Here is a 13,908-nt window from a genome sequence, read left to right on the forward strand (position 1 = left end):
CTCCTTAGTAATTAATTTCTCAAAATAATATTTTATATTTATTTATATAAGGTGAATCACTATAGCTACTAACAATGCAAATGCCATACCTCTGTGTACTTTAAGCCACATACCCTTATGACTTTTATTTATAAAAGCTCCATAAACGCCTAAAAAGAATATAGTAAGCATAAATAATGCCGCAATTAAACCAGTTATACTAATGCGGCTTATAGAAAACGCGATGGAAAAGTGAGCCAGTACAGCAAAAATAGCTATGGTCCCCGCTAGTTTATGATTTTTAATAATTATCTTCATAATTTTTCTATACAACACAACTATTTCCTTTTTATCTTTCCCTAATTTAGTAATATATTTTTTATGAATATATTTTACAAAATAATTTGCAATTGCTATACCAAAACAAATAACTGCTATTGACCCTAAAAAACCAAATATCTCTCTTGTTTGCATAATATAATTTCCCCCTTCTTAACCTCTTTAATATTTCGTCTTTTTTATTAATAAATTAAACACTTTTATTTGGAAATAGTATAATTTATTATACTATTTCCATCTATATAATTATTTCTAATTTTGCAAAGTACTCTTTGAGTCATGAGATTTACTTTTTCTGATATATTTCACTACCTTTATAAGCTCATACCATATAACAGATACTACCGCTATTGAAACTGCAAGCAAACCCTGACCTAAAGATAATGGTGCGAGTTTCAAGAAGCTACACATAGGTGTATATAGAATTACTAGTAATCCTAATATTGTTCCTAAGCTCCCCCCCCACATTACTTTATCGTGTTTAAGCTTAATAAACGATTTAATTGCAAACTCAGAGTTCGAGCTATTAACTTGAACCAATAACACATTAGCTAACAATATAATAGTAAGTCCCATTGCCCTTGCTATTGGTGCATTATCCGGATACTTATTTAGAAATGCAAAATACGTCCCGAAGGATGCTCCAAATATTACAAGACCTTGCATAACACTTTTGAAAAGAATTTTTGATGTTAGCAGTTTTTCTAATGGATTGCGTGGTGATCTTTCCATAATATCCTTTTCTGATGGTTGACGTTCTAATACAATAGAACATGTCGGGTCAATTACAAGTTCAAGTAGAACAACGTGTATCGGTAGCAATAAAAGACTTGCTGGATTTATTCCGAGCAGTGGAGCAAATAATGCTGCAAATGCAATAGGAATATGAATAGTAAATACATATCCAACCGCTTTTCTAATATTATCATAAATTCTTCTTCCATCTTTTATAGTGTCAACAATAGTAGAAAAATTATCGTCAAGTAATATTATATCAGCCGCTTCTCTTGAAACTTCTGAACCACGTTTCCCCATAGCGATACCAATATCTGCATATTTAAGAGCAGGGGCATCATTAACACCATCACCGGTCATTGCTACTATCTCACCATTTTTCTTAAAGGCCTTAACAATTCTCATTTTATGCTCAGGTATAACTCTAGAGAAAACACTAACATCTTTAACCCTTTCGCAAAGCTCTTCATCACTCATTTTACTAAGCTCATCACCTGTAATAATCTTGTCGCTATTTGGCATATTAATTTGTTTTGCGATGGAACTAGCAGTTATTCCATTGTCTCCCGTTATCATAACAACGCGAACACCAGCTTTAGTGCAAGTTTCTATATCTTGCTTAACTGATTCCCTTGGAGGATCAACAAGCCCAACCATTCCTAAAAGTTGTAGACTACATTCCATAAGGCTAGCAGGGACATCAGTTTCACTATTAACTATCATTTGCCCTACAGCAATAACTCGAAGCCCTTTCCTCGACATTTCCATTATTTTAGCTTCAGCTATAGACCTATCAGCATCTGTTAAATCACATATTGTTAAAATTTGCTCAGGTGATCCTTTAGCTGCTACTACGATATCATCACGATTTTTCCAAACGTGACCCATCATTTTCGCTTCATCAGTGAACGCATATTCTTTAATTAGTTCTCCTCCAAATAAAACGTCCCTTGTGATTCCTCGCTTTTCGCAATAAGATATCATTGCCTTTTCCATTGGGTCATAGGCATCTGATTTACAACCCATGCCCATTAACTTAGTTAATTCTTTTGCGTCACCTGTTAAGTTCCAAGTGTTTGAAACTGTCATTTTGTTCATTGTTATTGTACCTGTTTTGTCAACACATAGAACAGAAACGGCACCTAAAGTTTCAACTGATGGTAATTTTCTAACAAGAGACTTTTTCTTAGCAAGTCTCCAAGCGCCCATCGACAAAAATACGGTTAGAATAACTGGAAATTCTTCTGGTATCATTGCCATAGCAAGTGTTACTCCTGATAAAATACTTTCTATAACTCTAGCTCCAAATGAGTGATCTGGTATATTATAGTATGTGATAACTCCAACAAATATAAATAAAACCGCCGCAATTCCTGCACATAACTTTACTAGCTTACCAGTTTGTTTTTCAAGTGGAGTTGGATTATCAGGAGCAGATGCAATATTTTCTCCTATTTTACCATATTCAGTTATTGCTCCTATTTTGTCTACTAAAATAGTACCCGTACCTTGAGTTACAAGAGTTCCTGTATAGCAATAATCTCTACGCCAATAATCAGCACTATTTTTATTCCGTTCCTGCGTAGTAATTTTCCATACACCCTCAGCCTCTCCCGTAAGAGATGATTCATCAATACAAAGAGTGCTTGCTTTTAATACTATACCATCGGCAGGTACTTTAACACCTTCAGCGATATACATTATGTCTCCGGGTACTAAATCAGAACTATTAATTTCCTTTTCAATTCCGTCTCGTAATACTGTAACATGTGGAGCTGATAAATCTTTTAATGCATTTAAAGTTTTGTCAGTTTTCCATTCTTGAATTACCTCAATGCTAATAATTCCAACAACGAAAATAAGCATGATAGCTCCATCTTTAGGTTGCCCTAAAATAAAATAGATCACAGCTGCAATGATTAAGAGTAAAAACATTGGCTCGCTAATGACTTTCAGAATTTTGTGTAAAAAGCTTTCCTTTTTTTTAACCACAAGTTCATTCTTTCCAAATCTTTCTTGAAGCTTCTTTGTTTCTAAAGTAGTAAGTCCTTGAAGTTCTTTGATTTGTTGCTTAGTCATAAATAGTTACCTCCTATTTTGCTTGTGTAAGCATGATTAGAATAACTCTATGGCATTGCAATCTTCAGATATGTCCTAGAAATGGGTATAAAAAAACCCGTAGAACAATTAAACTGTCCCACAGGTGTATAATTCATCCTGTTGCCATTTAGGCCCAGCCCCACGAACTTTTTTAGAGTTCATCGCCTGCTCAGTTTGTACTGTAGATTTGTATGCAGTGCAAAGAGATCTTTTTAAATTTAACATATAACCTTTTATATGTCAATATTACATTCTTTTATTTACTTGAATATTACTTATACGAATTTTTTAGGTATGCTTTCATTTCCGCTTAAATACATCATTGCTGGATAGTACATTGAAAAATTCAGTATGTCACCTAATTTAGTTTCAACATTACAATCTTCAATATCCACAATTAGATGATCAGAACTACTGCCTACAATTTCGACTCCTTGTTTTTGTGGAATTAGCTTATCGTGTAAACCAAAATCTTGTTTTCCTACTGCCAGTAATGCCCTTTTTCTTATTCCATTATCCTCATAGGTTGGTTTTGTACCAAATGCATCAATAAATATATTTCCTACAGGATATGTAGGTTTATTTTTTATTTCCACAACCTGAGCTTTTAGAACAAACGTATCCTTATGCATATATTTCATATCATATCCCCAAAATTTTTCCAGATCTATTGATAAAAGTATTCCTTCACCTAACCTTAAGTTATTTACTCTATTAGGCATTTTCCCATCTATTATTAAGGGTAATGAACTTGTAGCACCTCCTGAAATCATTTCTAATCTTCTATTTATTTTACCTTCTATTATTTCAGCGATGGTACATAACCTTCCCAAATTCTCTTCTGTAGGCATTATTGCTCCATAACATCCTAAATTTGTTCCTACTCCAAATAGCTCAACATTTTCAAGGTGATTTTCTACGTATTCTGCTAGATTAACAAATTCATCCTTATCAAAAACGCCTTCTCTTAAATCTCCAAGATCAAACATTAGAATTACCCTATGCTTTTTGCCTTGCAGTTCACATTCTTTATCTATCATATTCAGTGTTTCTAGTTCAGAATTAAGACTAACTGACGCGAACTTTACTAACTCTTTTATTTCACTAAACATTGGGATTCTAGTCATCATAAAGGGTTTCTCTAACCCATAATTTTTTAGTTTTATTATTTGATCTAGTCTAGAACTTGCTATATATGTGCACCCTGCATGTTCAAACTGTTCTGCAACTTCTGGTATTGCATTAAAGCCTTTAACTACTCCAGCAACGCTTATTCCTTGAGAGCTACATAAATCTACCATGGTTTTTACATTTTCATGTACTTTTCTTAAGTTTATCTCAAGCATTGGATATTTAATATTTATCTCTTGTTTCATACCAATTCTCCCTTAAAATAATTTTATATTTAAAATATATTTTACAATTCTTCCTTGTGTTATCTTCTGTTCTCTCACTAATTAACTTACAATAGTATACCTCATAATAAGATTATTTTAAATAAACTTATTATGATTTCAAACTCTACCATTGTATAAATACTGTTTTATATATTTTAATATTACTATATGATTAAACTGTATTATTGTTAATCTTATTTAACAAAACAACAATAAAAAAGTCAAAGTAATTTACATCACCTCAACTGTATTTTCGAATTCTTAATTTGATAAAAAGATTAGATTTCTAGAGATAAGTTATCTATTATTAACATTTTTTTAATTATAGATAATTACTAATTACTTATTAACGTACTTGTCATAAAAATTTTCATCACTTGATGTTAAATATGTTATTCCTTCAATTATACCAATCACTTCTGGTATATAAGTCCAACAAAAAATCAAATAGAAAATTCCTGTTTTAATCTTTCCAAGATAAAATTTGTGTACACCAAGACCTCCAAATATAATAGCAAGTATTCCAGCTGTAGTTTTACTTTTGCTTATATCATGAATGCTAGATGGAGTATAAATTCTAGATTGTTGGTATAGTGGCGCCTGGTATTTTTGTGCCTGTTGTGGATGGTATTGTACTTCTACAATTATTGATTCCCCACAGTATTTACACTCAGTTGAATTTAAATCAATTGTCGCTCCACATGATGAACATTTCTTTTCACACATTAAAATCGCTCCTTCAAAAGATTTATTAAAATTACTATCACTTCTCTTTTTAATTTTTCGATAATATAATTTCATATGTATATTTTCCATATAGGCATTTTCTGTATAAGTATTTACCGCTTGTACTAAATATGGTATTCCTCTGCTTATAAACATCATATTTGGGAAATAAATGCTTCATTTAGAATTATAAGTCCAACAAGTAAAACAAACAACATAAAAATGGATTTAGCTACAATATTAACGACTTCAAAAGGTGATTTACACTCCCACTGAACTTTTTCTACATTAGCATACATTGTTAATATATGCCATGAAATGATATACTATTATTAAATTATAATATCTTCAAATATTATATGAAAGGGGTAATGCGATCGCCTGTTTGATGATAAAATTTTATAGATGTAAATATAAATAATTAAAGCTAGTTGAAATATTCCAACTAGCTCTTTATCCTCTTTAAGAAGACTTTTCTAACTCCCTAATTTTTTAAATATTCATATTTTTTTATATATTCTGTAGCTGTCTGAATATTGCAATTGTTTTTCGCTAATATAGGATTAATTCTTCCTATTCTTTCTGCAATTTCCATTGTAAATTCATGTAAAGGTTTTACATAAATTCCTGCCATAATTACAAAATTATTCATAGTATTTTGTAACCTTATAGTTTCGCTATGTATGTTTTCTAATATTTTATTTAATAGATTTTTAATCTCTTCAATGTCTAACTCATTATCATCTAATATGGTAAATAAAATTGAATAAATAGCATAACCTGCACATACTGTTTCTTCCTCGCTACTATTAATCCACTTTCTTGCCGCTTCAAATTTAAATGGTGATTTTGCAGCAACTACAGCCACACAACGTTCACTCAGCATGTCCCAATTAGCATACTTAATCCATTCATCTAATTGATTCATTGTAACTTTATTAGGATCTTCGATAAGCCCAGCAAGGTACATAACATCACTATTCCCAGTTTTGTATAATTCCAAAGCTAAATTATGATCAAGCTTGATTCTCTTTTTTAGCTCTTTTAGATCATTAAGTTTAACACCATATAAAGGTTCTTTTGCCCCATGTTTTAAATATATTTTTTTAGTTTGATCATTTCCATGCTCTTTTAAAAGTATCATTACTTCATCTTTTAACATTGTATTTTACACCTGCCTCTTCTTACTACTTCTCACATGACATTATACACCTAAAAGACTTACACTTATATGCAAGTCTTTCTTTAAAGGTTATTTAACTTAAGAAAACTATCTTAGTTAGCAATATAATTAATGATATGTGCAAGTCTAAATATGTATGATGCACATACAATGTTATAATGAACTTATAGAAATACTTATATGAAAAAACAAGATATGAATACAAAAAATATAAACAAGGAAGGAATTATAATGAATGAACTTTTGTTTCAAGCAACTAATCTTATTTACAAAGCCAATCTAATTTATAATGATGTAAAAATTGAGCAAGGCAAAATTAATTTTATTGTTGGGGAAAGCGGATGTGGTAAAAGTACCTTTTTAAAGTTACTTAACCAGTCTATAAACGCAACGTCTGGAGAATTATTGTATAGAGGTAAACCCGTAAGCTCATATGACCCTATTACTTTAAGGCGTGAAGTAAGCCTAGTGTCTCAAGAGGTTTTTCTCTTTGATGAGAGCATAACAGATAATTTTAAAACTTTTTATGCACTAAGACAAAAACCTATGCCTGATCAAGAATATATTGAATACATTACTAATCTTTGCTGCGTTAATGTCCCACTTGACCAAAATGCATCTACCCTATCTGGTGGAGAACGCCAAAGAGTCTATATATCCATTTTTTTATCATTATGCCCAAGTGTTATATTACTTGACGAACCAACTTCTGCATTAGATGAAAAAAACAGCCATAAAATAATGATAAATGTAAAAAACTTCTGCATAGCGAAGAATATTGAAATTGTAATTGTAAGTCACAATAAAGATATTCTTGAAGAATTTTGTGAACATAAAATTGAAATAGTAAAGGGGGCTTAAATATGGAAGGAGCAGTTGAACTGGGTATTTTTCAGTTTTCACTTATTTATTTACTTCTAATTATAGTGCTTGTAATTATGAAAAAATCTAAGGTTAATCAATCAAAACTTCTTTTAGTTGCAAGTTTAAGAATGTCAGTCCAACTTGTGATTGTAGGTTACATACTTCAATACGTCTTTAAGAATCCAAATCCTTTATTTACTATAATCTTCTTAATACTTATGATATCATTTTCTATTCATAGAGTACTTAAAGGTAGAAAAGATTTAAACAATAATTTCAAAATTGCTATAGGAGCATCTTTAACCTTTTGCGGGCTTTTTGTTCTGATATTTTTTGTAACTGTAGTTGTTGGAAAGTCTATATTTAACCCTCAATACACTATACCTTTAGCTGGTATGATTATTGGTAACGCTATGACTGGCGTAAACATTGCAATAAAAACCTTTATGGATAATATAAGTAAAGAAAAAAACAAAATTAGTACCTTACTCAATTTAGGAGTAGAGCCTAAAGATATTCTAAAACCTTTTGCAAACAGTGCTTTAGAAACTGCACTAATCCCTACAATGAATTCCATGCTAGGAATGGGAATAATATTTTTACCAGGGATGATGACTGGACAAATGTTATCAGGTACATTACCTACCACAGCCATTATGTACCAAATAGCCATTATGATTGCTATTTGTTGCTCCGTTTGTACAACAATATTTTTATCCCTAAATTTAGGTTATAAGTCTTTATATAATACTAGAAAGCAATTTTTATAGATTTAATATACTTTTTAGGCTTATGAAGTGGTTTGCATCTAAATGTAAACTGCTTCTTTCTTATAGTCTCTTATTTAAAAAATACAAGTACAATTGCGGTGTTCCTTAGCCTTATATAGAGCCATATCAGCTCTTTTAATAATCTGTTCTATGCTGTCATTTCCTTTGTACTGCGTAATTCCAAAACTACATGTTATTTGCTTAGTGTCTTGGAAGTTAAAGCAAGCTATTTTTAATCGTATCCTCTCAGCCAATGTATATCCATCTTTTGAACTTGTATTTGGTAATACAATAAAAAACTCTTCCCCTCCCCATCTTCCAATGTGCTCAGAAATACGGAGGTCGTCCTTCATAAGTTGAGCAAGTTCAAACAAAACTTGGTCACCAGTTTGATGTCCATAGGTATCATTTATCAATTTGAACCAATCAACATCGATTAAAATAACTGAAAAAATTATCCCATAACGCTGTGCCTTAAGATATTCTTCATTAAATATCTCACTAATTTTTCTTCGGTTATATATTCTTGTAAGTCCATCAGTAATTGATACTTCTTGAAGCTCCTTGTTTTTGGCAAGCAGTTCTAATCTTACTAAATCCAGTTCTTTATTCTTAATATCAAGCAATTCCTTCTGCTCAGCTAGCTTCTCGATGCTAAAACGATATACTAAATCATAATGATCCTTTGCTTGCTCTATAAGTCTTCGACTATGTTCACAGCGTTCCAATTTTTTTTGCATAATTGCAATTTTCCTCCGCATAACATCTATACTATCGTTCTCCATTCTTAACCCCCCTTTGTGTTCACTTTAACCAAGCAACGCAACTACAAATGTTTCGTTATGGAATTCATTTGTTAATTTATTTGAATTTGGACAAAACTCACCATAGGAATAAAATCCAACAAATTTTACACTTCCTCCAATCTTTTCACGAACAATCTGGCACTCCTCTATAGTTCGTGTTCCAAGCAGGACCCTTCGAGCTGAACAAGTGAAACATAATGCTATAGTTGGTGAATAATTTGATGGAAATTTGCTAACTGCCTGGCTAATTGAACTTGTAGTACCATCTAAAATTGACTCACGGTTTACCATGGTAATACGGACTTTAGAATCAACTGGCACATTACCTAAATAGGTTATTGACCCATCATTATTATCATAATTTTCGAATGAGGTGCGCATAAAGCGAAAGTCACCGTGCTCATCGTATACGGCAATTGGTAGTTCAAGAGTAGGCTTAGTTTTTTCACCAAGAATATTACTATAAAATTCGAGTGCAGGTTTATGATTGATTTCATAAATCACATTACCTTCCGATCTTGTAATAGTTCCACAATCTCCGATTGGCTCCCAGCCACTGTCCATCCCCAAAGAAAAATCAAATTCCCCAGCTAAAAGTAAAAATGATGATATACTCGATGATGATATTTTATTGTAAAACAGTTTAGCCTCATTAAATCGCCAACTATCTGCTGATATCCCCCCCACAATTGGAAGTTTACCATCTGTAACTATATTTAGCTGTTCCATAACTGTCTCGCCATTGGTTTTAAGCACATCAGAAAACAATATACATAGCTTAGGAATCTGCCCTAATTTGCTCACAGCCTCGGATAATGCTTGACTACACTCTTTCTTCACATCTATTGCAGCATTATTGATAATTCCTGAAACAATTTTTGTTTTTTCAGATACAAATAATGTCAGAACTAATGAATCCTCTACATACTCACATTCTGAAGAAAATTCTCCATCTGTTGTACAACCAACCAAGTGTAAATCCGGCCATTTTTCATAAATTTTATCAAGTACCAATTGATGATCAACATCTATACTAGCATAGAGAATTCCCGCTGTAGGGCTCCTATTAGCAAGCTGAAACTCACACTTCTCAATTAGTTCCGTAACCGCAAAAAATGAATCTAATTCTACGCTATGAGCTATAGCTATAAAAAAGTTCGATTTCATAAATACCTTACCTCCTATACTATGCTAAAACTATACAAATTAAACAACCCTTACTCTCAATGGTAGGTGGGACACAACCACACCTTAACCCTCATAGTTTGTACTATTTTTTTGATTTTTAACTGTTCTATTTATATGATATGCTTTTTATACTGAGGTGATACTAATGACAAGAAAAAATATCAATACAACAATAGTTGTTTTAATTATAAAAGCTGTGAAATTAATTCCATAGCTTTTATAATTTAGTATCAACTGTGTAACTTTGCATCATATTTTCTTAGAATGGAACATATCTGCCAAATGAATTCCTTTATTCGATACAACTCACTCTCGCGGCTAACAGTCCTCCACTCAATGCAATAATCCATCAGCCAATACTCAAGTTTACTTGCCAATTCATAAGGGGTATCCAAAGGATGTACATCCTGAGCGTATTCTCGTTCTTTAATTATTAGCGTCAATTCCTGCATAAGTGCCACACCACGAGCAGCAAGATAATACTCTAGCATTTCTTCTTGACGATCTGCATAGGACCCACTATCATTCTGTTTAAGGCAGTTAATGATTTCACTACATTTAGTAACTGCGCTCTTAAGTTTCTCCTCGGATACCATCATCATTTCATTTTTAGCTTTTTCATACTGGCTAATTCCAGAATCAAGATATGTCTGATTGTATACCTTATAATCTCTAAAAAAAGCTAAATCATTAAAAATAATTATATCCTGACGAGAAAGCTCACGTAATAGACTTACTAAGTTTTGCTTTTGATCTCCATATTCAACCAGTGAAACAACCTGGTCTATTGTATTAAAATCTCTGTCATCCTCAACATTCCATCCTTGTGCTGCGCCGTATATCATACCTGGAATGGCAAGTGCTGGCATATTAATATGACCACAATCACCCCAATCAGTATTTAAAAATCCAATCGCATGGTATTTAGCACCTAACTTGGCCATTTCCCTAATGTTTGTAAAGCTTTTGTCATAGGCATTAACCAATCGGCTGTACCCAGACACGCTAGGACATACATATTGCATTAAGCCAATGTCTGAAAACATTTTAACAACTTGTTCTTTTGCACCATAATCATAATACCAGTTAAGGCAAGTAACCTTTTCATTAAGTTTACCCATATGCTCATGATGATTTTGAATAATGTCGCCCCAAATCATTACCTTTTTTCCTTTACTTTGGAGATATTCAACTAACTTGTTCACATAAGATATATACATTTCTCCGTAAACCATTTTTTCAGCCATGGATGCACTTTTGCCCTTGCCTAAATCAAATGTTTCATCACAGCAAATGTTTATTTTATCACTACGAAACAAAGGCATGTATTGATCAAGGATACCTGTTATAAGCGTAAAGCTTTCGGGGTCTGACACATTAATGGTATGATATCTCATGCGGTGATACCATGTAAATGTCTCTCCTATGCCTGTATTCATTTCTTTGTATTTACCAAAACTCTCAGAGCGGAGTATATCATACAAATGTCCAAAGGAGGCTATGCAAGGTACCAGCTCAATCCCTCGTGTATTGCAATAACGATCCAAATCCAAAATATCTTCTGGTGTAAAAGGGTCAGTTTGCGACCATATTTCCTCAAATCCATCTAAACGCAGGCAATTTTCCATATATAGCTGAAGTTGATTGATTTTATACAAGGCTAGCCTGTCGACCATCACTTTTAGGCTATACATTGTGGGCACTCTTCCACGGCTAACATCAAGCATATAACCCCTGTTAGGATAAGATGGTTCATCATATATAACAGTGCATTCAATTTCCGCACGAGATATTTTGCATATTTGTATAAGTGTAGCTACCCCATATAAAAAGCCACGGCTTGAACAAGCTGCAATTACAATTTTATTTGGTTTCACAGTTAGCATGTAGGCTTCTGCTCCTCTACTCATTTTTTCATACTCAAAGCAAATACAGTTTTCTTCAAGATTTTCAACACTACGTTGCACTTTTTTAATAGGCAATGTAATTGCAATAACTTTTTTTATTTCCCGTTGCAACAACTTTGCTGTTTCTAAATCATTATCGCCTAGGACTTCATCGAGTACAATGTCAGTATTGTGTCTTATTAAAAATAATCCCTCTTGCAATGTTATTTTGCGTGGTAATGGGATCAAATTCATATTGGTTCCTCCTTTTTCGTATTCCCCATTCACAATTCACTAAAATTATATATATATATCATTTCTTACATTTCATTATCAATTCATTTCATATAACTATTATTATATATCCTTATGTTATACATATGTACTTTAATGTGGTTTTGATATATATATAGTATATTTTTATATAATAAAATAAACCTGCAGTCCAAAATACAACTACAGGTTTTAATATTTATTTCATTTTGTTTATGTCATTTACCCATTGATGATGAAATGTTCCTTCTTTGTCTATTCTTTCGAATGTATGAGCTCCGAAGTAATCTCTCTGAGCCTGAAGTAAGTTCGCTGGAAGTTTAGCACTTCTATAACTGTCATAATACATTACTGCGCTAGAAAATCCTGGAACTGGAACTCCTATATTTACAGCTGTTGCTACAACGAATCGTAAGTCCTTTTGATAACTATGAAGAATATCTTTAAAATACGAATCTAACATTAAATTATTAAGATTTAAATCTTTTTCATAAGCTTCATTTATCTTGTTAAGGAACTGGGCTCTAATAATACACCCACCTCTAAATATTTTAGCTATTTTACCATACTTAAGATCCCAGCCATACTCCACTGATGCCGCTTTCATAAGTGCAAATCCCTGTGCATATGAACATATTTTACTTGCATAAAGAGCTTTTCTTACAGCTTCTATAAATCCATTTATGTCTCCGTTAAATTTTACATTTGGTCCTTTTAATATACTGCTTGCGGCCATTCTTTCATCTTTGATTGCAGATAAACACCGTGCATAAACAGCCTCTGTTATAGTAGGTATTGGTACTGCGAGGTCCAAAGCACTTTGACTGGTCCATTTTCCTGTTCCCTTTTGACCTGCTTTATCCAAAATAACATCAACCATGTATTTACCAGACTCTTCATCCTTTTGTGCAAATATTTCACTAGTTATTTCTATTAGATAACTATTAAGTTCCCCTTTATTCCATTGTGTAAAAACATTATAAATCTGGTCATTTGTTAGCCCTGCTACGCCCTTTAAAAGTGCATAAGCTTCACAAATAAGCTGCATATCACCATACTCAATGCCATTATGAACCATTTTAACATAATGTCCGGCGCCGTTTGTCCCAATATAAGTACAGCATGGCTCTCCATCTACTTTAGCAGATATGGCTGTCAGAATTGGTTCAACTATTTCGTACGCCTCAAGCTCTCCTCCTGGCATAATTGCTGGTCCTTTTAAAGCTCCCTCTTCACCCCCTGAAACTCCTGTACCTATGAATTTTATGCCTTTGTTTTCAAGTTCTTTACTTCTGCGTATAGTATCCATAAAAAATGAATTACCACCATCAATTAGTATATCTCCCTTAGAAAGAAATGGTACTAATTTTTCTATAGTTTCATCAACAGGTTTTCCTGCTTTGATCATAATTAATATTTTTCTTGGAATTTCTAGCGAATTTACGAATTCCTCTACAGAATATGTTCCCTTAAATTTTTTTCCTTTAGCCTCTATTAAAAATCCATCAGTCACAATTTTTTTTCTTGAGTATACTGAAACAGATATTCCTCTACTTTCAACATTTAGTGCTAGGTTCTTTCCCATTACACCTATGCCTAAAACTCCAAATTGCTGTTTATCCATATCTAAATTCCTCCCCTAAATAAAAATTACTCTCCTCG

Annotated in this window: 11 protein-coding genes and 1 riboswitch; of the genes, 2 read left to right on the plus strand and 9 right to left on the minus strand. The window is 32.5% G+C overall.

The annotated features are described in order from the left end of the window. Positions 1-42: 42 nt before the first annotated feature. From LGK95_RS04595 to LGK95_RS04615, 5 genes are all read right to left on the minus strand, one after another. Positions 43-453, minus strand: a complete 411-nt coding sequence (locus tag LGK95_RS04595) for a hypothetical protein (RefSeq protein ID WP_226122742.1) — start codon at positions 451-453, stop codon at positions 43-45. Between the two features lie 117 nt (positions 454-570). Continuing rightward, the gene (locus tag LGK95_RS04600) at positions 571-3,132 is read right to left on the minus strand and encodes a cation-translocating P-type ATPase (protein WP_226122743.1); all 2,562 of its coding nucleotides are present in this window, start codon (positions 3,130-3,132) and stop codon (positions 571-573) included. 111 nt (positions 3,133-3,243) lie between these two features. Next, positions 3,244-3,336: riboswitch (NiCo riboswitch) on the minus strand. Between the two features lie 92 nt (positions 3,337-3,428). Next, complete coding sequence (locus tag LGK95_RS04605; RefSeq protein WP_226122744.1) at positions 3,429-4,529, minus strand: alanine/ornithine racemase family PLP-dependent enzyme; 1,101 nt, start codon at positions 4,527-4,529, stop codon at positions 3,429-3,431. A gap of 360 nt (positions 4,530-4,889) precedes the next feature. Further along, a complete protein-coding gene (locus LGK95_RS04610; RefSeq protein ID WP_319001898.1) occupies positions 4,890-5,435 on the minus strand; it encodes a TM2 domain-containing protein in 546 nt (181 codons plus the stop codon). 325 nt (positions 5,436-5,760) lie between these two features. Then, positions 5,761-6,438 (minus strand): DNA alkylation repair protein, encoded by a 678-nt coding sequence (locus LGK95_RS04615; RefSeq protein ID WP_226122746.1) that lies wholly within the window; start codon positions 6,436-6,438, stop codon positions 5,761-5,763. Positions 6,439-6,639: 201 nt separating this feature from the next. Between LGK95_RS04615 and LGK95_RS04620 the strand changes: the two genes are divergently transcribed. Together LGK95_RS04620 and LGK95_RS04625 are read left to right on the plus strand one after the other, a co-directional pair. Further along, a complete protein-coding gene (locus LGK95_RS04620) occupies positions 6,640-7,320 on the plus strand; it encodes an ABC transporter ATP-binding protein (protein WP_226122748.1) in 681 nt (226 codons plus the stop codon). A gap of 2 nt (positions 7,321-7,322) precedes the next feature. Next, positions 7,323-8,093 (plus strand): ABC transporter permease, encoded by a 771-nt coding sequence (locus LGK95_RS04625; RefSeq protein WP_226122750.1) that lies wholly within the window; start codon positions 7,323-7,325, stop codon positions 8,091-8,093. A 74-nt stretch (positions 8,094-8,167) separates the two neighbouring features. On the opposite strand, the gene LGK95_RS04630 is transcribed toward LGK95_RS04625, so the two are convergent. From LGK95_RS04630 to gndA, 4 genes are all read right to left on the minus strand, one after another. Continuing rightward, positions 8,168-8,878: a GGDEF domain-containing protein gene (locus LGK95_RS04630; RefSeq protein WP_226122752.1), complete on the minus strand. Its 711-nt coding sequence runs from the start codon at positions 8,876-8,878 to the stop codon at positions 8,168-8,170. Between the two features lie 24 nt (positions 8,879-8,902). Continuing rightward, positions 8,903-10,066: an FIST signal transduction protein gene (locus LGK95_RS04635; protein ID WP_226122753.1), complete on the minus strand. Its 1,164-nt coding sequence runs from the start codon at positions 10,064-10,066 to the stop codon at positions 8,903-8,905. Between the two features lie 251 nt (positions 10,067-10,317). Beyond that, a complete protein-coding gene (locus LGK95_RS04640) occupies positions 10,318-12,228 on the minus strand; it encodes a beta-N-acetylhexosaminidase (RefSeq protein ID WP_226122754.1) in 1,911 nt (636 codons plus the stop codon). 217 nt (positions 12,229-12,445) lie between these two features. After that, the gene (gene gndA, locus LGK95_RS04645) at positions 12,446-13,870 is read right to left on the minus strand and encodes an NADP-dependent phosphogluconate dehydrogenase (protein ID WP_226122764.1); all 1,425 of its coding nucleotides are present in this window, start codon (positions 13,868-13,870) and stop codon (positions 12,446-12,448) included. Positions 13,871-13,908 lie beyond the last annotated feature (38 nt).

This window comes from Clostridium algoriphilum (assembly GCF_020443705.1).
Classification (GTDB): domain Bacteria; phylum Bacillota; class Clostridia; order Clostridiales; family Clostridiaceae; genus Clostridium_AD; species Clostridium_AD algoriphilum.

What these genes read in the sequence shown, in the direction of transcription:
- LGK95_RS04595 (WP_226122742.1), bottom strand. Translation starts at nt 453, where the DNA reads ATGCAAACAAGAGAGATATTTGGTTTTTTAGGGTCAATAGCAGTTATT.
- LGK95_RS04610 (WP_319001898.1), bottom strand. Translation starts at nt 5,435, where the DNA reads ATGATGTTTATAAGCAGAGGAATACCATATTTAGTACAAGCGGTAAAT.
- LGK95_RS04635 (WP_226122753.1), bottom strand. Translation starts at nt 10,066, where the DNA reads ATGAAATCGAACTTTTTTATAGCTATAGCTCATAGCGTAGAATTAGAT.
- LGK95_RS04630 (WP_226122752.1), bottom strand. Translation starts at nt 8,878, where the DNA reads ATGGAGAACGATAGTATAGATGTTATGCGGAGGAAAATTGCAATTATG.
- LGK95_RS04605 (WP_226122744.1), bottom strand. Translation starts at nt 4,529, where the DNA reads ATGAAACAAGAGATAAATATTAAATATCCAATGCTTGAGATAAACTTA.
- LGK95_RS04615 (WP_226122746.1), bottom strand. Translation starts at nt 6,438, where the DNA reads ATGTTAAAAGATGAAGTAATGATACTTTTAAAAGAGCATGGAAATGAT.
- LGK95_RS04640 (WP_226122754.1), bottom strand. Translation starts at nt 12,228, where the DNA reads ATGAATTTGATCCCATTACCACGCAAAATAACATTGCAAGAGGGATTA.
- LGK95_RS04620 (WP_226122748.1), top strand. Translation starts at nt 6,640, where the DNA reads ATGAAAAAACAAGATATGAATACAAAAAATATAAACAAGGAAGGAATT.
- gndA (WP_226122764.1), bottom strand. Translation starts at nt 13,870, where the DNA reads ATGGATAAACAGCAATTTGGAGTTTTAGGCATAGGTGTAATGGGAAAG.
- LGK95_RS04600 (WP_226122743.1), bottom strand. Translation starts at nt 3,132, where the DNA reads ATGACTAAGCAACAAATCAAAGAACTTCAAGGACTTACTACTTTAGAA.
- LGK95_RS04625 (WP_226122750.1), top strand. Translation starts at nt 7,323, where the DNA reads ATGGAAGGAGCAGTTGAACTGGGTATTTTTCAGTTTTCACTTATTTAT.